This window comes from Streptomyces sp. NBC_01275 (genome assembly GCF_026340655.1).
Classification (GTDB): domain Bacteria; phylum Actinomycetota; class Actinomycetes; order Streptomycetales; family Streptomycetaceae; genus Streptomyces.
Genome location: NZ_JAPEOZ010000001.1, coordinates 7550776 through 7571438 on the forward strand (window position 1 = coordinate 7550776; position 20663 = coordinate 7571438).

Annotated in this window: 17 protein-coding genes; 10 read left to right on the forward strand and 7 right to left on the reverse strand. The window is 72.6% G+C overall.

The annotated features are described in order from the left end of the window. Positions 1 to 24: 24 nt before the first annotated feature. The gene (locus OG562_RS33455; protein WP_266404649.1) at positions 25 to 1335 is read right to left on the reverse strand and encodes a helix-turn-helix transcriptional regulator; all 1311 of its coding nucleotides are present in this window, start codon (positions 1333 to 1335) and stop codon (positions 25 to 27) included. 360 nt (positions 1336 to 1695) lie between these two features. Here OG562_RS33455 and OG562_RS33460 point away from each other — a divergent pair, with 360 nt between their 5' ends. From OG562_RS33460 to OG562_RS33470, 3 genes are all read left to right on the forward strand, one after another. Beyond that, positions 1696 to 2343 carry a hypothetical protein gene (locus tag OG562_RS33460; protein ID WP_266404651.1) on the forward strand — a complete coding sequence of 216 codons (648 nt, stop codon included), beginning with the start codon at positions 1696 to 1698 and terminating at the stop codon, positions 2341 to 2343. Between the two features lie 97 nt (positions 2344 to 2440). Continuing rightward, complete coding sequence (locus OG562_RS33465) at positions 2441 to 2905, forward strand: hypothetical protein (RefSeq protein WP_266404653.1); 465 nt, start codon at positions 2441 to 2443, stop codon at positions 2903 to 2905. A gap of 733 nt (positions 2906 to 3638) precedes the next feature. Further along, positions 3639 to 4127, forward strand: a complete 489-nt coding sequence (locus OG562_RS33470; RefSeq protein WP_266404655.1) for an ATP-binding protein — start codon at positions 3639 to 3641, stop codon at positions 4125 to 4127. A 132-nt stretch (positions 4128 to 4259) separates the two neighbouring features. Here OG562_RS33470 and OG562_RS33475 read toward each other — a convergent pair whose 3' ends face one another. Together OG562_RS33475 and OG562_RS33480 are read right to left on the reverse strand one after the other, a co-directional pair. Continuing rightward, on the reverse strand, positions 4260 to 5297 hold the full coding sequence (locus OG562_RS33475; protein ID WP_266404658.1) for a DUF2637 domain-containing protein: 1038 nt from the start codon (positions 5295 to 5297) through the stop codon (positions 4260 to 4262). A 338-nt stretch (positions 5298 to 5635) separates the two neighbouring features. Beyond that, positions 5636 to 6484 carry a (2Fe-2S)-binding protein gene (locus tag OG562_RS33480; RefSeq protein WP_266404660.1) on the reverse strand — a complete coding sequence of 283 codons (849 nt, stop codon included), beginning with the start codon at positions 6482 to 6484 and terminating at the stop codon, positions 5636 to 5638. A 170-nt stretch (positions 6485 to 6654) separates the two neighbouring features. On the opposite strand from OG562_RS33480, the gene OG562_RS33485 reads away from it, so the two are divergent. Next, the gene (locus OG562_RS33485; RefSeq protein WP_266404662.1) at positions 6655 to 7473 is read left to right on the forward strand and encodes a GntR family transcriptional regulator; all 819 of its coding nucleotides are present in this window, start codon (positions 6655 to 6657) and stop codon (positions 7471 to 7473) included. A gap of 74 nt (positions 7474 to 7547) precedes the next feature. Here the strand turns inward: OG562_RS33485 and OG562_RS33490 are convergent, their stop codons facing one another. Together OG562_RS33490 and OG562_RS33495 are read right to left on the reverse strand one after the other, a co-directional pair. Further along, complete coding sequence (locus OG562_RS33490) at positions 7548 to 8327, reverse strand: hypothetical protein (RefSeq protein WP_266404664.1); 780 nt, start codon at positions 8325 to 8327, stop codon at positions 7548 to 7550. A gap of 142 nt (positions 8328 to 8469) precedes the next feature. Then, the gene (locus OG562_RS33495) at positions 8470 to 10224 is read right to left on the reverse strand and encodes a PucR family transcriptional regulator (RefSeq protein ID WP_266404665.1); all 1755 of its coding nucleotides are present in this window, start codon (positions 10222 to 10224) and stop codon (positions 8470 to 8472) included. A gap of 341 nt (positions 10225 to 10565) precedes the next feature. Between OG562_RS33495 and OG562_RS33500 the strand changes: the two genes are divergently transcribed. From OG562_RS33500 to OG562_RS33520, 5 genes are all read left to right on the forward strand, one after another. Beyond that, the gene (locus tag OG562_RS33500) at positions 10566 to 11465 is read left to right on the forward strand and encodes a xanthine dehydrogenase family protein subunit M (RefSeq protein WP_266404666.1); all 900 of its coding nucleotides are present in this window, start codon (positions 10566 to 10568) and stop codon (positions 11463 to 11465) included. Next, entirely contained in the window at positions 11465 to 12049 is a 585-nt protein-coding gene (locus tag OG562_RS33505; RefSeq protein WP_266404669.1) for a (2Fe-2S)-binding protein, read from the forward strand. Before OG562_RS33500 ends, OG562_RS33505 begins: the two co-directional genes overlap by 1 nt. Positions 12050 to 12111: 62 nt before the next feature. After that, on the forward strand, positions 12112 to 14532 hold the full coding sequence (locus tag OG562_RS33510) for a xanthine dehydrogenase family protein molybdopterin-binding subunit (protein WP_266409651.1): 2421 nt from the start codon (positions 12112 to 12114) through the stop codon (positions 14530 to 14532). An 88-nt stretch (positions 14533 to 14620) separates the two neighbouring features. Next, entirely contained in the window at positions 14621 to 16078 is a 1458-nt protein-coding gene (locus OG562_RS33515; protein WP_266404671.1) for an NCS2 family permease, read from the forward strand. An 85-nt stretch (positions 16079 to 16163) separates the two neighbouring features. Next, the gene (locus OG562_RS33520) at positions 16164 to 17360 is read left to right on the forward strand and encodes an XdhC family protein (protein ID WP_266404674.1); all 1197 of its coding nucleotides are present in this window, start codon (positions 16164 to 16166) and stop codon (positions 17358 to 17360) included. On the opposite strand, the gene OG562_RS33525 is transcribed toward OG562_RS33520, so the two are convergent. Continuing rightward, a complete protein-coding gene (locus OG562_RS33525; RefSeq protein WP_266404676.1) occupies positions 17312 to 18745 on the reverse strand; it encodes a lanthionine synthetase LanC family protein in 1434 nt (477 codons plus the stop codon). The two genes, OG562_RS33520 and OG562_RS33525, sit on opposite strands and share 49 nt — an antisense overlap. Positions 18746 to 18870: 125 nt before the next feature. On the opposite strand from OG562_RS33525, the gene OG562_RS33530 reads away from it, so the two are divergent. Further along, the gene (locus tag OG562_RS33530; protein ID WP_266404679.1) at positions 18871 to 20010 is read left to right on the forward strand and encodes a hypothetical protein; all 1140 of its coding nucleotides are present in this window, start codon (positions 18871 to 18873) and stop codon (positions 20008 to 20010) included. Between the two features lie 54 nt (positions 20011 to 20064). On the opposite strand, the gene OG562_RS33535 is transcribed toward OG562_RS33530, so the two are convergent. After that, complete coding sequence (locus OG562_RS33535; RefSeq protein ID WP_266404681.1) at positions 20065 to 20505, reverse strand: SRPBCC family protein; 441 nt, start codon at positions 20503 to 20505, stop codon at positions 20065 to 20067. Positions 20506 to 20663 lie beyond the last annotated feature (158 nt).

Here is a 20663-nt window from a genome sequence, read left to right on the forward strand (position 1 = left end):
CGCGGCAGGCCGGGACACAGCGGCTCAGTCGGTGGCGGGGACCCACTTGCGCTCGCCGTTGTCCGAGCCGTACCAGTAACGTGGCAGCCCCTTGATCGCACTCGTGCGGAACGGGCGGCCGTGGTCGTCGACGCGGACCGTGCCGGTGCGGCCCTGGGACGACCAGTCGAGCTCGAGGTACCAGTCGCAGTCGCAGGCGTCCGTCCGCGCGGTGACGAGCAGCACCTCCGGGTCCGTGGAGGACACGCGGTAGGGCATGCTCACCGCCGGGATCGGGGTGCCCGAGTCGTTGCCGGCGATCGAGTGCGCCACGGGGCGGTCCTTGTCCAGGTCGACCGCGAAGTAACGCTTGCCGAGTGCGCCGCCGCAGCCCTGGTCCATGGCGTACACGGTGCCCGGCGCGGGCGTGGTCCGGCCGACGACCCGCACCCGCAGCGCCGTCAGGACGACGGCGGTGGAGCTGCGGCCCTGCACCGAGATCTCCACGTTCGTCTCCCGCCCGTGCACGGCCCCCTGAGCCGACGCCCAGGGCCCGGCGTCCTGCTCCGCCGGGGGCGGCGGAACCTGTGCCGGCGGCTTGTCGATGACGTAGTCATGGCTGCAGTTGAGCGCCCAGACCTGGGAATCGGCGGTCCAGACGAGCGGTACGCCCGAGGCGGGGGCCGAGGCCGCGCCGCCGGCCGGGGCGGCGTCCGGGGAGGGAGAGGTCCCGCCGGAGCGTGGGGCGGGCGAGGCGGTGCCGGGCGTGGGGGAGGCGGTGACGCCGGCGGTGGGCGTGGACGAGGACAGAGGGGTCGTGGAAACCGTTGTTCCGGAGGGGTGGCCGGTGGCGGAGGAGCGGTCCGTGTCGGCGGCGGGCGAACGGGTGCCGCCCGGCAGCGCGGACAGGGTGCCCAGGGTGGCGAGGAGCGCGCAGGCGACAGCGATCAGGACCGTGCTGCGCCGGCGGCGGTACCAGGGGCGGGGCGGGGCCTGGTTCTCGTGAGGCGCCCGGGCATCCGTCTTCTCGTCCGGCGATTCTTGCGTCGCCTGCGCTTGTGAGGGCTGCGGTGCGGTCTCCGGTGTCTGTGGTGATTCCGGCGCCCCCGCCGCCCGAGGCCGCTGCCGTGCCGCCACCGCGTGCAGCCATCGCCGGTGCAGCTCGAGGCGTTCCTCCGGCGACGCCCCGCAGAACTCCGCCAGCCGTTCGAGGGGAGCGAAATCCTGTGGAACCGCTTCCCCGGCGCAGTAGCGGTGCAGCGTCGAGGTGTTCATGCCCAGCCGGCGCGCGAGGGAGCCGTAGCTGCGATCCGTGCGCTCCTTGAGCTCCGTCAGCAGCGCCGCGAACTCCGCCACCTCGTGCGCACCGCTCGGATCCTTCGCACCGTTTCCGTCGGTCCCGTCTTTCCCGTCTTTCCCGCCATACCCGTCGTGCGCATCGCCATCCGTCGAGGTCGACACCGTTCCCCCGTGCTCGTCCGGACTCGTACGGTCCCGTACGGCCCTGTCCCGGCCCGGGCGGTCATCCCAGGCACCCGTATACCTGCACGTCAGATGACCTGGGATGGTTCCACCGCCGCCGATCGGGCGAGGGCCGTTGCATCGGGCGGCCGGGACGGCCGATGCTCTTGGTGTCGCACCGACCGGGACCGGACCGACCAGCCGGCGCCGGGGGCGACCCCTTCCCACCCATGCACCGACTCACGGGGGACACCCATGCCCAAGCGCACCCGAGCAGGCAGGCTCGCCGCGCTCACCGCCCTCACGGCCGCAGGCCTCGCCCTCGGCGCCGTGCTCTCCGCCCCGGCGGGCGCCGCTCCGGCCCGCGCCGCCGCCCCGAAGCCGCCCGGCTTCCTCTCGGCCTCGGACCTTCCCCCGCACTCCTCCTCGTCCTGGACGGCCGGCAAGGTCACCCCCGGCGTGCCGGAGGAGGTGGAGACGGACCGTTGCCTCGGCATGGCGCTGGGCGACGGCCGGGACTCCTGGTACCGGGACTTCCGGACCGACCTCGACACGAGCGCCCGTCAGGTCAGCGTCGAGTTGTCGAGCGTCAGCGCGGCGAAGGGACGGTTCTCGCGGCTGAACCGGGACATCAAGTCCTGCCCCACGTGGATCGAGCAGGCCGACCCGGAGACCGAGGCCACGCTCAAGGACTACGGGAAGCTCACCGTCGAGGAGGGCGCCCACGTCTACGGCCTGCACACCGAGACCTCCTGGGGCGCGACCGACATCCGCCTCCTCTCCGTCGGCCGGGACGGCACGACGGTGACGGTCGTGGACTGGGGTCAGCTGGGCGACTTCGGCGACGCCCCGGTGAAGGCCTTCAAGAAGACGACCGTCACGGCCGTCAACAAGCTCCACTGACCGCACGACCTTCGACCGCACGACACCTGACCGCCCGACCCCCGACCCCACGACCACCACAGCCAGACCACACCCAGGAAATACGGGGAAAACGTACATGACCAGCAAGAACATCACCCGCCGCCGTACCGCCCTGGCCACCGGCCTCGCGTTGGCCCTCGGCCTCGGCGTGACCGCCCAGGCGTCCGCGGGCAGCCCGCGCAGCGTCAGCGGCAAGCCGTCCGACAACATCACCCGCATCGCCGACTTCTACGGCGCCTACATCGACGCCGTGAGCGACGAGAACGCCGGCAAGCTCCCGGACGAGCTGCGGCGGCACTACCTCACCGCGGCCTTCCAGAAGGAGCTGAAGGCCTGGGAGAACAGGAACCACGCCAACGGCGTCCTGCGCGCCCAGAACGTCCCCATCGCCTGGAAGGTCACCGACAACGGCACCGCCGACCACACCGAGGCGGTCGTCACCCTCAGCTGGGGCGGCGGGGACACCACCAAGCTGATCGTCGACATGACCCGCGGCCACAAGATCTTCCACATCGGCGAGACGGGCGCCGCGGGAAGCTGATCCAGGGGCGGCGGATTCCGGCCAACTTGTCGGACCCTGTGGGGCCGGCGTCCACCTCGGGCGCCGGCCCCCCTCCGCGTCCCGGGGCCTGTCGCCGACTGCCGTACGCCTGCGGCACATACGGCAGGATCGGCAGACGCGCGTCGGCGTGCGGGGCCATCTCCTGTGGTCTGAATGTCCCGCGGTGGGTAGGCGCGAGGCCGCGCGGGCGGTCGGTTCGGGGGTCGCCGCGAGGCGTGGACGCACCGGCGCACCTCCGCCTCGGGGGAGGAGGCCGTCGGCGCGCCGATCGCACGGGTGCGCGCCCTTCAGGGGACGCTTGAGCCGCCGTAGGGCCGTCTCTGTGTCCGGCGGGTCGGGCGCGAAGGGCTCGTGGGGAGTTTGGGACGCCTGGTCCGGCGGTGGCAGGGCGCCCGGAGCGTGCCGTACGGAGCGGGTCGGCGGCACCCCCCGCACCGTAACCGCGCGGGAGGCGTGCGCTGTCGCGCCGTTCGCTCCGAGCGCCCCTGCACCAGGGCCCGGGCGTCGGCCTCGGCGCGTTTCCCGGCGGTCGGGGCGGGGCCGTGTCGGCCCTGCGGCGGCCCGGTACGGGGCTGTCTCGGCCGTGTCAGGACATGGCCGAACACCCGGTCGTCGACGATTGGACATGACTGGCGCGGTGTCGACCGGGCAAGGATCCCCGTGAACGTGTTCGAGCAGGAGGGGAACCGACATCGACACGCGGGCGGGGGTCATGGAGAGGCAGGCACGAGGAAGCGGTCCGACGGCGATCGCGAGCGCCTCGGCGGCAAGGCCGACAGCGGAGGAGACGGCCGACGACACGGCGGAGCGGACGGGGGAGCCGCAGCTCAGTCGCCGACTCGGGCGGGCGGATCTACGGGCGGTGCCCGAGGCGCGCCGGGCCGTGCGCGAACTGCTGCAGGGCTGGGGGAAGCCCGAGCGGTCGGAGACGGCGGAACTGCTCACCAGCGAGCTCGTCACCAACGCGCTCGTCCACACCGACGACGACGCGGTCCTGACGGCCACGGTCGGTCCCGACGGCCTGCGGGTGGAGGTGCGGGACTTCGTGGCCCGCCGACCGAGCCCGCGGATGCCGCGCACCGACGACGGCACGCACGGCCGGGGCCTGGTCCTGGTGCAGTCCCTCGCGGACGCCTGGGGGGTGCGGACGCACGGGGTCGGGAAGGTCGTCTGGTTCGAGCTGGACGCCCGAGCGGCGTGACCGCCGGGACGACCGGCGACAGAACCACGGGAAGGGGGCGCGACCGTCGTGGTCGCGCCCCCTTCCCATGAAGCTTCCCTGCCGGACCGTCTGAAGCTTCCCTGCCGGACCGTCAGTCCGTCAGCCGGTCCGTCAGCCGAACTGCTGCTCCAGGTCCTTGAGCTTGCGCTCGAGGGAGTCGAGACGCGGCAGGGCCATTGTGTCGTCCTCCGCGGTGAGGTCGACGCTCATCGAGTCCGAGCCGTGGCGCACGGGCTGCAGGGAGTGACGGGAGCGAGTGGGCAGCTGCTCCGTCGAGTTGGCTATGGCGGGCTCCGCGGTGGTCGCCCGCTCCAGGGCCGCCGGGGGCTCGGCCTGCCGGCCGCCACGGCCCGGGAAGCCCCGATGGCCCCGGCTGATCGCCTTCAGCTGCGCCCGCTCGACCCGCTGCTGCTCGCGACGACGCAGCTTGGTCTCCTCCTTGCGCACCTTGTCGTCGCGGACCTCGTCGACGGCCTCGTCCAGGCTGCGCACGTTCTCCAGCAGCATCAGCGACCAGGCCTTGTAGGTCTCGCGAGGGGCCCGCACCCAGCGCACGACGCGGATCTGCGGCAGCGGACGCGGCACCAGACCCTGCTCGCGCAGGGCGGCCCGGCGGGTCTGCTTCAGGGCCCGGTCGAACAGCACGGCCGCGGAGAGGGACATGCCGGAGAAGAACTGCGGGGCGCCGTCGTGTCCCAGGCCCCTGGGCGCGTGCACCCAGTTGAACCAGGCCGCCGCGCCCGCGAACGTCCACACGAGTATCCGGGAGCCGAGCGCGGCGTCACCGTGGCTGGCCTCGCGCACCGCGAGGACGGAGCAGAACATCGCCGCGCCGTCCAGGCCGAACGGCACCAGGTACTCCCAGCCGTTGGTCAGCCCGAGGTTCTGCTGGCCGAAGCCGACCAGTCCGTGGAAGGAGAGGGCTGCGGCCACGGCCGCGCAGCAGAACAGAAGGACGTAGGAAGCGGTTCCGTATATGGCTTCCTTGCGCCTGCGGCGCTCTTCGGTGCGCTCCCACGAGTCGTCCGCGTTCGCGTTCGCCCCGGAGGAGCGCTTGCCGCGCGCGAGCACCGCCACCGCCGCCAGCATGCCCAGGAGCAGTACGGCGCCCGGAAGCAGCCAGTTCAGCGATATGTCGGTCAGTCTCATCTGGGGTCCCTTGCATTGGGATAGGGCGTAACGCCCGCCATAGTGGCCCAATCCCGCCGTCCCTCAGGGGGTTTCGGGGCAAGAGGCCGCCAAGGAGGTGCAAGGGGATGCCCAGGGCGACGTTCTGCTCGAACTGCCGCTTGAGGGGCGGGAGTTGAGTTCGAATAAGACTACCCGTACGGGTGGTTCCACGGAAAGTTCCCGTGGCAGGTGAGGAAATTGTGAAGTGCCCGTAACCAAAGGGACTGACCGTAGGGGAGCAACCGCAGGGAGTCTCGTCGCGGGTGATCCTACGGGACGGTCCGGCGGGCCCTGCTCCGGGGGTGCCTGAGCGCCCCTCAACTCGCGACGGCGGCCGTGAGCTTGGCTATCCGCTCCGCGTCGCTGGTGCGCGGACACGTCTCGCAGGCGTCGTCGGCGCGCACCGTGTAGAACATGCAGCAGCTCGCCCGGTCCCGGGTGGGCAGCGGCTCGCCGTCCGGACCGGTCAGCTCACGGAAGGCCGCCGAACCGACGTACGGGCGGGTCGCGCCCGGCAGCAGCAGCTCCAGCTCGCGTTGCGCCCGCTCCTGCTCGCCGTCGCCGAACAGCGAGGCGACGTACCAGAGGCTCTCCACGATCTCGTCCGTCACCATGCCCCACAGCGCCCGGCCGCGCCGCCGCGCCAGCGGCCCGAACCCGGCGAGCACCGGCTCGTGGTGCTCGGCGAGCGCGGCCCGCACCTCCGCCCGCAGCGCCTCCTCGTCCGGGACCGTCCGCGCCCCCGGCAGCGCCGCCGCCGGGTCGCCCGGCAGACAGGCGAACGACGCGGGCGGGCGTACGGCCATCCGCATCCCGTCGCCCGTACGGTCGTACGAGACCTGCGTCACGGGGTGGCGCGGCACCCGGCGGTGCAGGAACCAGGGGACGGTGATCAGCAGGCAGGCCGGCCAGGCGTACCGGTGCAGTCCGAAGCTCGCGACGACGTCCGGGCGCGCCCGGTGTCCGTAGTCGCGCAGGGTCTGTGCCGCGTCCCAGGCCAGGAACGCCTCGAGCGCGGCCCCGCCCTGGGCGAGCTCGGCCGCCGAGACCCAGCCGCCGCCCCGGGGTGCGGGCTCGGCGGGTCCCAGCTCCGTGACGGTCAGGTCGGGGAAGACCTCCGCGAGGCGGGCGTAGGCCGCCGCCGTGGCGGACGGGGCTGTGGGCATGCCGGGACCACCGTTCGACGAGTGACGGAAGGCAAGTGACTAAAGGTAAGCCTTACCTTAGTCAGTATGGTCGGGATTTGAACTGGCGGCCAGTACGCCTAAGGTGCTTGACGGACGAGTAACAACCCGCAGTAATGACCCCAAGTGCCGACACGTCCCGAGGAGGACCCGTGGAGCAGCGTGCGCAGGGCTCCGCCGGCGCCATGGGGACTCCCGGGACTCCACTGGGCGGCGCCGGCCAGGCGGCACGGGTGCCCGCGCAGGTGCCGCGGACGGTCGACGCGGACGTCGACCGGTGCGGTCCGACGGGGTCCGCGCGCGGTGAGCACACCCACAGCGAGACGCCGATCCCGCGCCCTCGGCCGGTCGTCCAGCGCGCCTCCGTGCGCGGCCAGATCGTCGACGCGCTGCGCACCGCGCTCGTCTCCGGAGAGCTGAAGCCGGGCGAGGTCTACTCGGCGCCCGCCCTCGGCGAGCGCTTCGGGGTCTCCGCGACGCCGGTCCGCGAGGCGATGCAGCAGCTCGCGCTGGAGGGCGCCGTCGAGGTCGTCCCCAACCGGGGGTTCCGGGTGATCGTGCGGGGCGCCCGCGAGATCGCCGAGCTGGCCGAGGTGCGGGCGCTGATCGAGGTGCCGGTGATGCTGCGGCTCGCCCGTACGGTGCCGGCCGAGCGGTGGGCCGAACTGCGGCCCCTCGCCGACGCGACCGTGCGCGCGGCCGCCTCCGGGTGCCGGGCCGCCTATGCCGAGGCCGACCGCGTCTTCCATCGCGGGGTGCTCGCGCTGTCCGGCAACGAGCAGTTGGTCGGGGTCGCGGAGGATCTGCACCGGCGGGCTCAGTGGCCGCTGGTCGGAGGGGCGGCGTCGCGGGGGCGGGCGGATCTCGTCGCCGACGCGGCGGAGCATGGCGCGTTGCTGGACGCCTTGGGCTCGGGGGAGTTGGAACTGGTGCAGTCGCTTGTGCGCAGGCATTTCGCCGGCGCCGGCTGAGCCCGGTCGTTCGTCGGCGTTGGGACGCTCGCCGTGGGACCGGCGTCGACAGGCGCCCCCCGGCGCGTAGCCCCTTACGCCGTCGCAGCCGGAGGCGTGGGCGCCAACTGCCGTGCCAGCCACGTCGGTACGCCCCCCAGCAGCCGGAACAGCCGCCCCGCCTCCTCCCGTAGCCGTGACGCCTCGGGCTCGACCTCGGCGTCCGCCAGGGAGGCGAGCGCCGGGGCGGTGCCCACGAGGTAGCCCAACTCCTCCCGGATCCGCAGGGATTCGGCGAAGCCGTGCCGGGCCTCGGCGACCTCGCCGTCCCGCAGGGCGAGTCCGGCGAGGTGGCGCCAGGTGAACGACAGCAGCAGCGAGTCGGAGTGGGCCGCGGCCGCCGTGTGCGCCCGTCGGTACGCGGCCCGGGCCGCCTGCGGGGAGCGGGTGATGTTCTCCGCGAGCAGTCCGCGGCGGAAGTCCAGCAGCGCTCGGCCCGGCGCGTCCGGAGGGATCAGCGCGGCCGCCCGGCCGAGCGCGGCGCGCGCCTCGTCGACCCGGTCGCGGACCCCGTGCAGCGTGGCCGCGTAGGCGAGTTGGCCGCGTTCGCAGGCGGCCGCGCCGCGCTCCTCGTCGTCGTGGGCGAGCGCCTCCGCCGTGCGCAGCGCGTCCTCGGCGTCCTGCCAGCCCTGCTCGGTGTACATACAGCGCTCGACGAGCAGTCCGGCCCGCTGGATCGAGCCCTGCGCGGTGTCGGGTGGGAGCAGAGCGGCGGCGTCGGCCCAGCAGGCCCGCGAGCGCAGCCGCCATACCGCGGTCTGGAGGGGGTCGTCACCTGAGGTCGTTCCAGTACCGGACATGGCGGAATACGCCACGTTGCCCTCCCCGAGCGCGCCGTCGAGCCATGAGTGAGTGGTGCGCGCATCTCAGCACGAACCGCGGCACCGGGCCAAGGGGGCGGGTGAAGGATTTCACAAAGTCGTGGGACTCTGGCCCCGGGAGGTTTCGGCTTCGTCCTCAGCTCATCCGCAGCGCCAGGAAGAAGTCCAGCTTATCCTCGAGGCGCGACAGGTCACGACTCGTCAACTGCTCGATCCGTCCGACCCGGTAGCGCAGCGTGTTGACGTGCAGGTGCAGCCGGGAGGCGCACCGGGTCCAGGAGCCGTCGCAGTCCAGGAACGCCTCCAGCGTCGGGATCAGCTCGGCGCGGTGGCGGCGGTCGTAGTCGCGCAGAGGGTCCAGCAGCCGGGCGGTGAAGGCCCGCCGGACGTCGTCGGGGACGAAGGGGAGCAGCAGCACGTGCGAGGCCAGCTCCTGGTGCCCGGCGGCGCACACCCGGCCGGGGCGGGCGGCGGCCACCCGCCGGGCGTGGCGGGCCTCCTCCAGCGCCCCGCGCAGCCCCTCCGCCGAGTGCACGGCCGCGCTGACGCCCAGCGTGAGCCGGCCGTCGCCGTCGAGACCTGAGGAAAGCGGCTCCCGGACGGTTGCCAGCAGCGCGTCGGCCAGGACGCCGGTCTCGGAGCCGTCGTGCTCGCTCGACACCGACGGCAGCGGCACCAGGGCGATCGCCTCGTCGCCGGTGTGGGCGACGGCGATGCGGTCGGAGGGCTCGGGGCCGGTGGCCAGCGGGTCGACCAGGATCTCCTCCAGCAGCGACTGGGCGGCCGGCCCGGCCTCGATCCCGGCGCCCTCCCACTCGACGCGCGCCACCACGATCTGCCAGTGCGGGGCGGCCCCCAGACCGGGCAGCAGCACCGGCGCGGCCACCCGCAGCCGCGCCGCGATCTCCGACGGGGCCGCGCCCGTCTGGACCAGCTCCAGGACCTCCTGGGCGAGCCGTCGGCGCACCGTGCGCGCCGCGTCCCGGCGCTCGCGCTCCACCGCGATGAGCTGGGTGACGCCCTGGAGCAGGTCGAGCCGCTCCGCCGCCCACTCCCCGGCGTCCGCCTCGACGGCCAGCAGCCAGTCCGACAGCACACTCTCGCGTACGTCCCGCAGGTCGCGTACATCTCGTGCGACCCGTGTATCCCGTGCGTCTCGCGGAGACTGCGGGGACTGCTGGGGAGGTGCGGCCTGCGGGAGCTGTGGGGAGCGGCCGGTGCTGTGGATCGGGAACAGGGAGTACGTCGTGCCGCCGAGGGCCGTGCGGTGCGGGCCGCGCCGGCCGCCGCGGACGGCCGCCAGATGCTCCGACGCGAGCTTCGCGCACACCTCGACCGGGAGCCCCCGGCCCGCCGTCTTGGGGCCCGCGATGAGCCGTCCGGCGGGGGAGAGGACCCAGGCGCGCAGGTCCAGGTCGGAGCCGAGCAGGTCCAGGACCACGTCCGGGCCGCCGCCCGCCGGGCCCGAGGTCATCATCCGGCGGTGCCGGTCGACCACGGCCGCGAGGTCCCCCGCGCGCTCGCCGGACACCTGCCGTACGACGTGCTCGGTGATCGTCGCGAACGCCACCGACTCGTGCACCGCGAACAGCGGCAGCCGGTGCCGGGCGCAGGCCGCGACCAGGTCTTCGGGGACGGCCCCCAGCTCGGCCTCGCCGGCCGCCAGCGCGGTCACCCCGGCCTGCACCAGGATCTGGACGAAGGGGTCGGAGTCCGCCGCGTCCCGGCGCCACGCCAGGCCGGTCAGCACCAGCTCGCCGCCGGAGAGGTAGCGGCTCGGGTCCCGCAGGTCGGTGGTCATGACACCGCGTACCGAGCGGTCCAGCTCGTCCTCGCCGCCGAGGAGCCTGAGGCCCAGCGCATCGGTGTCCAGCAGTGCGCGCAGCCGCATCTCGTCGCCGCCGTTTCCTTGTCTAGAAATCTACGATGGATCCTGCTCGCGCAGTCGCCGCCGCGTTCTTCGATCGCCAGGCTTGTTTCCTACGTTTCCACAGGAAAACGAGGAGGTTGCCGAAGGCCTCTGTTCATACGAATCTACAAGATGCCTGGGTCGACCAGCCAACTCCTTCATGGTTTCGGTGACTGACCCCGTTGGAGTACAGCCCTGTGTACTGGCCCCACTGAGCGTGAACAGGACATGAACGAGCCGGGCCCGCCGCACCCGATTCTGGCTCGATCCGAACGACGCACACGTGACTCACTAGACTCACGAGACGAAGAAGAGAGCCGGTCATGGACTTCCTTCGCCCCGCCAGCTGGGAGGAGGCGCTCGCCGCGAAGGCCGAGCACCCCACCGCTGTGCCGATCGCGGGCGGCACCGATGTGATGGTCGAGATCAACTTCGACCACCGTCGGCCCGAGTACCTGCTCGACCTCAACCGCGTCGGCGACCTCTACGAGTGGGAGGTCGGCGAGGAGAGCGTACGGCTCGGCGCCTCCGTGCCGTACACCAGGATCATGGAGGCGCTGCGCGGCGAACTTCCGGGGCTGGCCCTGGCCTCGCACACCGTGGCCTCCCCGCAGATCCGCAACCGCGGCGGAGTCGGCGGCAACCTCGGCACCGCCTCCCCGGCCGGCGACGCCCACCCCGCCCTGCTGGCGGCCGGCGCCGAGGTCGAGGCCGAGTCGGTGCGCGGGACGCGGCGGATCCCGATCGACGACTTCTACACCGGCGTGAAGCGCAACGCGCTCGCCCCCGACGAGCTGATCCGCGCCGTCCACGTCAAGAAGGCCGACGGCCCGCAGCAGTACTCCAAGGTCGGCACCCGCAACGCCATGGTCATCGCCGTGTGCGCCTTCGGTCTCGCCCTGCACCCCGAGACCCGGACCGTCCGCACCGGCATCGGCTCGGCCGCGCCGACCCCCGTCCGGGCGAGGACCGCCGAGGACTTTCTGAACGCGGCACTCGAAGAAGGCGGGTTCTGGGACAACGGAAAGATCATCGCCCCGTCCGTCGCCAAGCAGTTCGCCGACCTGTGCGCCGCCGCCTGCAACCCGATCGACGACGTCCGGGGCACCGCGAGCTACCGCCGCCACGCCGTCGGCGTCATGGCCCGCCGCACGCTGACCTGGACCTGGGAGTCCTACCGCGGCGCCGGCCGCGCCTCGTACCGGAAGGGAGGCGCCGCGTAATGCGCGTCAACTTCACTGTCAACGGACGTCCGCAGGAAGCCGACGACGTCTGGGAGGGCGAGTCCCTGCTGTACGTGCTGCGGGAGCGGCTCGGACTGCCCGGCTCGAAGAACGCCTGCGAACAGGGCGAGTGCGGATCGTGCACGGTCCGTCTGGACGGGGTGCCGGTGTGCTCGTGCCTGGTCGCCGCCGGGCAGGTCGAGGGCCGGGACGTCGTCACGGTCGAAGGGCTCGCGGAGTTCGCCAAGCAGCGCACGGAGCACGCCGGTTGCGCCGCCGGCGCCTGCGGCACGTCCCTCGACGAGGCCAAGGGGTGGCAGGCCAAGGGCGCCGACTCCCAGACCGGCGAGGGCGGCGAACTCTCGCCCGTCCAGCAGGCGTTCATCGACGCCGGCGCCGTCCAGTGCGGCTTCTGCACGCCGGGTCTGCTGGTCGCCGCCGACGAGATGCTGGAGCGCAACCCCAACCCGAGCGACGCGGACATCCGCGAGGCGCTCTCGGGCAACCTGTGTCGCTGCACCGGCTACGAGAAGATCATGGACGCGGTCCGCCTCGCGGCCGCCCGGCAGGGAGAGGCGGTCTGACCATGCCTACCGACATGCCCATCGACATGCCTGCCGCCATGCCTGCCGACGTGCCTACCGCCATGCCTGCCGCCGTGCCTGCCGACGTGCTCGTCAAGAGCGCTCCCCTCGGCACTCCCACCAAGATCACACAAGGCACCCGGACCAAGGGCGGCATCGGCGAGTCGACGCTCCGCCCGGACGGCACCCTCAAGGTCACCGGCGAGTTCGCCTACTCCTCCGACCTGTGGCACGAGGACATGCTCTGGGGCCAGATCCTGCGCTCCCCGGTCGCCCACGCGGAGATCGTCTCCCTCGACACGTCCGAGGCCCTCGCCACGCCGGGCGTCTACGCCGTCATGACGTACGACGACCTGCCGACCGACGTGAGGAACTACGGCCTGGAGATCCAGGACACCCCCGTCCTGGCCCACGGCAAGGTCCGCCACCACGGCGAGCCGGTCGCGATCGTCGCCGCCGACCATCCGGAGACCGCCCGCCGCGCCGCCGCCAAGATCAAGGTGGAGTACCGGGAACTGCCGGTCATCACCGACGAGGCGTCCGCGACCGCGCCCGACGCGATCCTCGTCCACGAGGGCCGCGCCGACCACCACAGCGGGCATGTCCCGCACCCAAACATCCTCCACCGCCAGCCGATCGTCCGCGGCGACGCGACCGCGGCCGCCGAGCGGGCCGACGTCGTCGTCCGGGGCGAATACACCTTCGGCATGCAGGACCAGGCCTTCCTCGGCCCCGAGTCCGGCCTCGCCGTGCCCGAGGAGGACGGCGGCGTCCACCTCTACATCGCCACCCAGTGGCTCCACTCCGACCTGCGCCAGATCGCGCCCGTGCTCGGCCTGCCCGAGGACAAGGTGCGGATGACGCTGGCCGGCGTCGGCGGCGCGTTCGGCGGCCGCGAGGACCTGTCGATGCAGATCCACGCCTGTCTGCTGGCGCTGCGCACCGGAAAACCCGTCAAAATCGTTTACAACCGCTTCGAGTCCTTCTTCGGGCACGTCCACCGCCACCCGGCCAAGCTGTCCTACGAGCACGGGGCCACCCGCGACGGCAAGCTCACCCACGTCAAGTGCCGCATCGTGCTCGACGGCGGCGCGTACGCCTCCGCCAGCCCGGCCGTCGTCGGAAACGCCGCCTCGCTCGGCATCGGCCCGTACGTCGTCGACGACGTCGAGATCGAGGCCGTCGCCCTCTACACCAACAACCCGCCCTGCGGCGCGATGCGCGGCTTCGGCGCGGTCCAGGCGTGCTTCGCCTACGAGGCGCAGATGGACAAGGTGGCGAAGGAACTGGGCCTGGACCCGGTGGAGTTCCGGCAGCGCAACGCGATGGAGCAGGGCACCCTCCTGCCGACCGGACAGGCGGTCGACTCCCCGGCGCCGGTCGCCGAACTCCTGCGCCGCGTCAAGGCGATGCCCCTGCCCCCGGAGCGCCAGTGGGAGAGCAGCGAGGGCGCCGACGTACGGCAGCTGCCCGGCGGTCTGTCCAACACCACGCACGGCGAGGGCGTCGTCCGCGGAATCGGTTACGCGGTCGGCATCAAGAACGTCGGCTTCTCCGAGGGCTTCGACGACTACTCCACGGCGAAGGTCCGTATGGAGGTCATCGCGGACGAGCCCGTCGCCACCGTGCACACGGCGATGGCGGAGGTCGGCCAGGGCGGCGTCACCGTCCACGCGCAGATCGCCCGCACCGAGCTCGGCGTCGCCCAGGTGACCATCCACCCGGCGGACACCCAGGTGGGCTCGGCGGGCTCGACCTCGGCCTCCCGGCAGACGTACGTCACCGGCGGCGCGGTCAAGAACTCCTGCGAGCTGGTCCGGGAGAAGGTCCTGGAGATCGGCCGCCGCAAGTTCGGCTCCTACCACCCGGCCTGGGCCACCGCCGAGCTGCTGCTGGAGGGCGGAAAGGTCGTCACCGACGCCGGCGAGGTCCTCGCCGACCTGGTCGACGTGCTCGAGGACGAGGCCGTCGAGGTCGAGGCCGAGTGGCGGCACCGGCCGACCGAGCCCTTCGACCTGCGCACCGGGCAGGGCTTCGGACACGTCCAGTACTCCTTCGCCGCGCACCGCGCCGTCGTCGAGGTCGACACCGAGCTCGGCCTGGTGAAGGTCGTCGAGCTGGCCTGCGCGCAGGACGTCGGAAAGGCGCTGAACCCGCTGTCCGTGATCGGTCAGATCCAGGGCGGCACGACCCAGGGGCTGGGCGTGGCGGTCATGGAGGAGATCATCGTCGACCCCAAGACGGCGAAGGTCAGGAACCCCTCCTTCACGGACTATCTGATCCCCACCATCCTCGACACGCCGACCATCCCGGTCGACGTGCTCGAACTCGCCGACGACCACGCGCCGTACGGGCTGCGCGGCGTCGGCGAGGCGCCGACCCTGTCGTCGACTCCCGCCGTCCTCGCGGCGATCCGGAACGCGACCGGGCTGGAGCTCAACCGGACGCCGGTACGCCCCGAGCACCTGACGGGAACCGCGTAACTCCCGGCGCAGTACGGCAAGTTCGTCTCGGGCCGTCCCCCGGGTCGTGCACCTTCCCAAACCCCTTTGAACCTTGGGAGACGGCACCATGACCCAGCAGTCAGTGCAGCCCAGGACCACGGCCGAGGACGCGGGCGCAGGCGCCCGCGTCCCGGCCGGACGGGCCTGGCTCGACCGGTACTTCCACATCTCCCTGCGGGGATCCACCCTCGCGCGCGAAGTGCGCGGCGGCGTCACCACCTTCATGGCGATGGCGTACATCCTGCTGCTCAACCCCCTGATCCTGTCCGGCAAGGACGCGGCCGGCGACACGCTCGGCCAGAAGGCCCTGATCACCGCGACGGCGTTCGCCGCCGCGTTCACCACCCTGCTGATGGGCTTCGTCGGCAAGGCGCCGCTCGCGCTCGCCGCCGGCCTGTCCGTCTCCGGCGTCCTGTCCTCCCAGGTCGCCCCGCAGATGACCTGGCCGCAGGCGATGGGCATGTGCGTGCTGTACGGCGTGGTCATCATGCTGCTGGTCGTCACCGGCCTACGCGAGATGATCATGAACGCGATCCCGCTCGCGCTCAAGCACGGCATCACGATGGGCATCGGCCTGTTCATCGCCCTCATCGGCTTCTACAAGTCCGGCTTCGTGCACCAGGGCGAGGCGACCCCGCTCACCCTCGGCCCGGCGGGCGAACTCGCGGGCTGGCCCGTCCTGTTGTTCGCCGCCACCCTGCTTCTCATCTTCATGCTCCAGGCCCGCAACACCCCCGGCGCCATCCTCGTCGGCATCGTCGCCGGCACGGTCGTCGCCGCCGTCCTGAACGCCACCGGGGCCGTCGACCCGAGGCAGTGGGCGGCCGGCGCCCCCGAACTGCACGGCAGCGCCGTCTCGATGCCCGACTTCTCGCTCTTCGGGCACGTCGAGTTCGGCGGCTGGGGCGAGGTCGGCGCGATGACGGTCGGGCTGATCGTCTTCACCCTCGTCCTCGCCGGGTTCTTCGACGCCATGGCCACCATCATCGGCGTCGGCACCGAGGCGAAGCTCGCCGACGACAAGGGCCGGATGCCGGGCCTCTCCAAGGCGCTGTTCATCGACGGCGCGGGCGGCGCGATCGGCGGGGTGGCGGGCGGCTCCGGGCAGACGGTCTTCATCGAGTCGGCGACGGGCGTGGGCGAGGGAGCCCGCACGGGTCTCGCCTCGGTCGTCACCGGCCTGTTCTTCGCGGCCTGTCTGTTCTTCACCCCGCTGACCGCGATCGTCCCGCAGGAGGTCGCGTCCGCCGCCCTGGTCGTCATCGGCGCGATGATGCTGATGAACGCCCGGCACGTCGACTGGTCCGACCGCGCAACCGCTGTCCCGGTGTTCCTGACCGTCGTCCTGATGCCGTTCACCTACAGCATCACCGCCGGCGTCGCCGCGGGCGTCATCTCCTACGTGGCCATCAAGGCAGCTCAGGGCAGGGCCCGCGAGATCGGCGGGTTCATGTGGGGCCTGACAGGCATCTTCCTGGTCTATTTCGCCCTCCATCCTCTTGAGAGCTGGCTGGGCGTGCACTAGCCGCTCCACGGAAGACCTCGCGGAAGACTCCGCGGAAGACCCCGTGAAAGCCCCACCACACCACCGCCGTTAAGGAGACCGAGACATGCTGGACATCGCCGAGGAGTTGAACCGGTGGGTCGAGCAGGGCCGTGACTTCGCCGTCGCCACCGTAGTGGCCGTCGGCGGCAGCGCGCCCCGCCAGCCGGGCGCCGCCCTCGCGGTGGACGCCGACGGCACGGCGATCGGCTCGGTCTCCGGCGGCTGTGTGGAGGGCGCGGTCTACGCACTGTGCCAACAGGCCCTGGACGACGGGGAGTCGGTCCTCGAACGCTTCGGCTACAGCGACGACGACGCCTTCGCCGTCGGCCTCACCTGCGGCGGGATCATCGACATCCTCGTCACCCCGGTGCGGGTCGGGGACCCGGTCCGCCCGGTGATCGCCACGGGCCTGCGGGCCGCCGCACGCGGCGAGGCGGCCGCACTGGCCCGGATCGTGACCGGCCCGACCGACCTCGTGGGCCGCGCCCTGCTCGTCCGCTCCGACGGGGGGTACGGCAACGGGTCCTACGACGGCAACGCTTACGACGGCAACGCTTACGACGGCGGTTTCGGCGCCCATCCCGAACTGGACCGCACGGTCGCCGCAGAGGCCGGCGCCTTCCTCGACGCGGGCCGCACCGGCACCCTGGAGATCGGCGAGCAGGGCTCCCGCTGCGGGGCCCCGCTCACCGTCCTCGTCGAGTCCTCCGTGCCTCCGCCCCGGATGATCGTCTTCGGCGCGATCGACTTCGCGTCGGCGCTGGTGAAGGTCGGCAGGTTCCTCGGCTACCACGTGACGGTGTGCGACGCGCGTCCCGTCTTCGCGACGAGGGCCCGCTTCCCGGAGGCCGACGAGATCGTCGTCGACTGGCCGCACCGGTATCTGGAGCGCACGGAGGTGGACGCGAGAACCGTCCTGTGCGTGCTGACCCACGACGCCAAGTTCGACGTACCCCTGCTCCGGCTGGCGTTGCGCCTGCCGGTCGCCTACGTCGGCGCGATGGGCTCCCGCCGCACCCACCTCGACCGCAACGACCGCCTGCGCGAAGTCGGCGTCACCGAGCTGGAGTTGGCGCGGCTGCGCTCACCCATCGGCCTCGACCTGGGCGCTCGTACGCCCGAGGAGACCGCGCTGTCGATCGCCGCGGAGATCGTGGCGAACCGGCGGGGCGGCAGCGGGGTCCCGCTGACCGGCGCGCACACGCCGATCCATCACGACGTGACGTCGACGCCGGCCGGCCGTATCGGTTCCGTGGCCTGAGCGGTGGTTGCCCGAACTGTGCTCTCCTGCAAGGGGGTTGCCCGGTCCTTCGTTCTGCGCACCGGAGGCTGGTCCGGCCAGGTGAACGCGTAGCGCGGGTCGCCGCCCCGGTCCAGCCGGACGTAGCGCAGCAGTTCTCGGGCGATGCCCGCGTTGCCCATCGCCCACCCGGTCTCCGGTTCGAGGTCGCTCGGGGTGTTGCGGTGCTCGACGTTGGACCAGCGGGCGCCGTCGGCGTCCCGGGTCGCGTGCGCGGCGATGTCGGCGACCAGGACCCCGGCGAAGTCGGCTGGCCCGGAGGAGCCGGAGGAGCCGGAGGAGCCGGAGGAACTGGAGGAACTGGAGGAACTGGAGGAGTCATACGAGTGGGCGGAGTCGGTCTGTTCGGCCATCCGGTCGCAGGCCAGCGCCAGTACTCCCGAAGTGCCGCAGCAGCGGCCGTTGTTGTCCCAGAAGCCGGGCCGCAGCCGGCGCGGCAGGCCGGAGCGGGTCACGGTGTGCCAGCAGCGGTCGGCGAGGGCGGACCAGTCGGCGGGCTCGGCGAGGACGTCCCGCAGCAGCCGGAAGGCCTGTGCGTCTCCGGCCGGGCCGTGACACCAGCCGTAGCTGTGGCGGTCGATCCGGTCGGGAAGGTACTGGGGGTCGGAGTGGGGGACCAGGAAGCCCTCCGGCCCGGCCTCGTCGCGGGCCACGACGTCCGCGGCCCCGGCCCGCGCGAGGTCGACGAGATCCGTACGCCCCACGGCGGCCCCGACGGCGGCCAGGGCGTACACCATCCCGAGCGTGCCGTGCGAGACATGGTGCAGCCGCGACTCCTTGCCGAGCCGGAACTCCCAGTTGACGCCCGCCTCCGTCACGTCGGCGGTGCGCGCGTACGGCTCCAGCGCGAGCATGGCCAGGTCCGGGTCGCCGGCCTGGAGCGCACCCAGACCGATGCCCGCGTTGCCGCCCATCAGCTCGAACAACTCGCCCCAGCGCGTTCCGTCGAAGCGCGACCGCACCCGCGCCAACGCCCGGTCGGCCGCCAAGTCGGCTGCGGAGTCGCCCAGTTCACGATGGACGGCGCGCAGCACGAGAGCGATGCCGGTGAGGCCGAAGTAGAGCGAGTCGTCCGGATGGTCGTCGACGACGGCCGCGAGCGACCGCGCCGCCCGCAGGGCGCTGTCGCCGTAGGCGTCGTCGCCGAAGTGTCGCCAGGCCTCCAGGAGTACGGGGATCACCCCGGCCGTGCCGTTGTAGAGCATCGGCTCCACGTCGTCGTCCGAGGGCCTGACAGGCCAGCCGAGCTCACCGCCCCCGGTGTCCCGGGCGACGCCCCGAACCCAGCGCAGGGCGTCCACCGCGAGCGCCTCGACCTCGTCCGTCGTCGTCTCCGCCACCGTCATGGACCCACCCTGACATGCGGATACGGCGTCCGCCCAGAGGGTTTCGGGCCGGTGGGGCCGACTGGATCACCGGTGGTCACCGGAAGGCCTTCCCGCGGTCACCCGGGCGCGGCACAATCGCCCGCATGACGATCACCAGCGGTGCGGCGCCGGCCCCCGCCCGTCCGGCCGCCCTCGCGCGCGGGTTCCTGAACGGCGGTGTCATCGGGGGGACGCCGGCCGCTCTGGTCGTCGGCGGCGTCATCGAGAACGTCCCCCTGCTGATCACCGGTGTGGCACTGCCGTCGGCCTATCTCCTGCTCCGCCTGGTGATCGGCATGCCCAGACGCGTTCGCGAGTCGGCCGTCGTGCCGCGCACGGCGCTCGCGATGATCGAGGAACTGCGCGCGGGCTCCAGCGAGACCGGGGACATACCGATCACGTTCGTCCTCACGGTCGCGCCGGACGACGCGCCCGCCCACCGCGTCGAGCTCACCCAGGACGTCAACCTGGTCGACCTCCCCGACTACCGGCGGCGCGACGTCCTGGTCGTCGAGTACCCGCCGGACCGGCCGTGGCGGGCCCGGATCGTCAAGCGGCCTACGCCGGAGTGGAAGCGCCGGGCGGCCGACGCACAGCTCGACTCCGCGCCCGAGTCCGCCCTGGTGCGACGGCCGCCCGAGCCCGACGGGTTCGGCCTCATGGTCCTGGTCGGCCTGCTGCTCGGCGCGGCCGCGGTCGTCCTGCCGCTGCGCGCGGAGCTGTTCGACCAGGACCGCTCGGGGACGGACGCCTCCGACAAGCCGTCGGTCTCCTCCTCCACGTCCTCCTCCACCTCCTCGTCGTCCACCACGGTCACCACGTCGTCGATGTCCGGCACGGTCGCCCTCGGCCCGGGCCGGTCCCTGCTCGACAAGGGCGAACTGCGCCGCGCCGTCGACTCGTTGACCAAGGGCGAGAAGGGCGAGAAGGGCGAGAAGGGCGAGGCCGAGCCTCAGGCGATCACCCTCGTCGTCCAGGACCGGCTCCTGTCCGTGGTGTTCGCCCCCGACGGCTCCGCCGCCCCCCGCTTCGACCTGGACTCCCTGCCCTACGACCGCATCCCCGCCCTGGTCCGGGAGGCCAGGACCACCCTCGGCGTGAGCTCCCCGCAGACCTGGCAGCTCACCGCGGACCACCTCACCGGCTCCCTGGCCCTGCGCATCACCGTGACCGGCCCGGGCGGAGCGGCCTCGCTCGACGCGGACGGCGAGGGGAAGGTCGTACGACGCACCTCGGCGTCCTGAGCCACGATCTGGACCCGGGAACAGTCGCAAGCGGTCACGGGCGGTCTCAGGCGGTCATGGGCGGCGCAGCAGACGGTTCATCGCCCGGCCGAACACCGTACGGGCCGAGGCGGCAAGGAGCGGGTCGACGAAGGACGGCAGGAAGCGCACCCTCAGCTCCTCGCGCCAGATGACGTGGGCCCGCCCGCCGGGGCCCGGCCACACCTCGATCTCGGCCCAGCCGAGGACGACCCGGCCGCGTTTCTCCAGCCGGCACAGGCCCGGCTCGTCGTCGGCCGGCGGTCGCCACACGGTGACCTCCATCCGGTCGTCGAAGGCGAGCGGGCCGAGCCCCGAACGCGCCACGAACACCGTGCCCTCACCGGTCGGCGGGGGAGTGAGCACGCGGACCCGGGTCAGCGGGACCACGTCGCCGTGCCGACGCCAGTGAGTGAGCCGACGCCACGCCTCGTCGAGGGAGAGCGGAGGCGTGCGTTCGAGCTGGAAGGTGACCACGTAGTGATCGTAGGGAGTCCACGCCGTCCGGCGATACGTTCCCCGGCGGCTCACACCGTTGGCGCAGTCGACTTCCCTCCCGTGTGCACGACGTCCGTAGGTCACCTACCGGCTCGCCCGTCCGTACGGCACCATGGGCGCGACCCCGTACCACCACC